The sequence below is a fragment of the Shimia sp. genome, from assembly GCF_041624275.1.
Lineage (GTDB): Bacteria > Pseudomonadota > Alphaproteobacteria > Rhodobacterales > Rhodobacteraceae > Shimia.
In genome coordinates, this window is sequence record NZ_JBFJVE010000310.1 from 1 (window position 1) to 1,701 (window position 1,701).

Annotated in this window: 1 protein-coding gene; it reads left to right on the forward strand. The window is 63.7% G+C overall.

The features are described 5' to 3' along the window. A partial coding sequence (gene leuS, locus ABZD10_RS15505) for a leucine--tRNA ligase (protein ID WP_372887911.1) occupies positions 1-1,701 on the forward strand: 1,701 nt, incomplete at both ends.

Here is a 1,701-nt window from a genome sequence, read left to right on the forward strand (position 1 = left end):
AACAGGTCGAAGGCGGGCGCGGCTGGCGCTCGGGCGCGCTGGTGGAACGGCGCGAGCTGACCCAGTGGTTCTTCAAGATTTCGGACATGTCCGAAGAGCTGCTCTCGGCGCTGGACGGGTTGGACAACTGGCCGGCCAAGGTGCGGCTGATGCAGGAAAACTGGATCGGCAAGTCGCGCGGGCTTCAGTTTGGCTTTGAACGCGTGGACGGCCAAGAGCCGATCGTGGTCTATACCACCCGCCCCGACACGCTGATGGGCGCGTCTTTTGTCGGCATTTCGCCGGATCACCCGATTGCCAAGGACCTCGAGGCGCAAAGCCCCGAGGTGGCGGCCTTTGTCGCCGAATGCCGCAAGGGCGGCACCACCGAAGAGGCCATCGAGACCGCCGAGAAGCTGGGCTATGACACCGGCATCCGGGTCAAGCACCCGCTGAACCCCGACTGGGAACTGCCGGTCTGGATCGCCAACTTCATCCTGATGGATTACGGCACCGGAGCGATCTTTGCCTGCCCGGCGCATGACCAGCGCGACCTTGATTTCTGCCGCAAATACGACCTGCCGGTGATCGACACCTTCCTGTCGCTGGAAGACCCCAAGCCGGTCGCGAACGAGGCCTTCGTGCCCGCCAAGTCCGAAAAGGTGAAATGGATCGACCATTTCGCTGGGCTGGACGAGGCCACCGGCGAAGAGGCGATCAACGCCACCGTGGACTTTGCCGAAAAGGCAGGCTGGGGGACCGGTGTCACCAAATACCGTCTGCGTGACTGGGGTCTGAGCCGCCAGCGCTATTGGGGCTGCCCGATTCCGGTGGTGCACTGCGAAAAATGCGGCGTGGTTCCGGAAAAGAAAGAAAACCTGCCGGTCGAGCTGCCCTATGACGAGGGCGGCAAGCCGATCGACTTCTCGGTGCCCGGCAACCCGCTGGACCGTCACCCGACCTGGCGCGACTGCGCCTGCCCCAGCTGCGGCGCGCCGGCGAAACGCGAGACCGACACCATGGACACCTTTGTCGATTCGTCGTGGTATTTCGCCCGTTTCACCGCGCCGCGCGCGGATACCCCGACCAATATGGAAGACGCCGGGTACTGGATGAATGTCGACCAGTATATCGGCGGCATCGAACATGCGATCCTGCATCTTCTCTATTCGCGCTTTTTTGCCCGGGCGATGCATATCTGCGGCCATCTGCCCGAGACCGCCAAAGAGCCGTTCGACGCGCTGTTCACCCAAGGCATGGTGACCCATGCGATCTTCAGGAACGCCGAGCGCACCGACGAGAACGGCCGCGCGATCTACCATTACCCGGCCGAGGTCGAAGAGCGCGACGGCGGCGTCTTCGTCAGGGAAACCGGCGAACGGGTCGAGGTGATCCCCTCGGCCAAGATGTCGAAATCAAAGAACAACGTGGTCGACCCGCTGGCGATCATCTCGTCCTACGGCGCCGATACCGCGCGCTGGTTCGTGCTGTCTGATTCGCCGCCCGAACGCGACGTGGAATGGACCGCCTCGGGCGCCGAAGCGGCGTTCAAGCATCTGGGCCGGGTGCACCGCATCGCCACCGAGATCGCCGCCATGCCCGCCGGCAGCGGCACCGGCGACAGCGACTTGCTGCGCGAGATGCACAAGGCGATCCGCGACGTCACCCTTGGCGTCGAAAGCTTCGGCTTCAACGCCTCGATCGCCAAGCTCTATGCCTTTA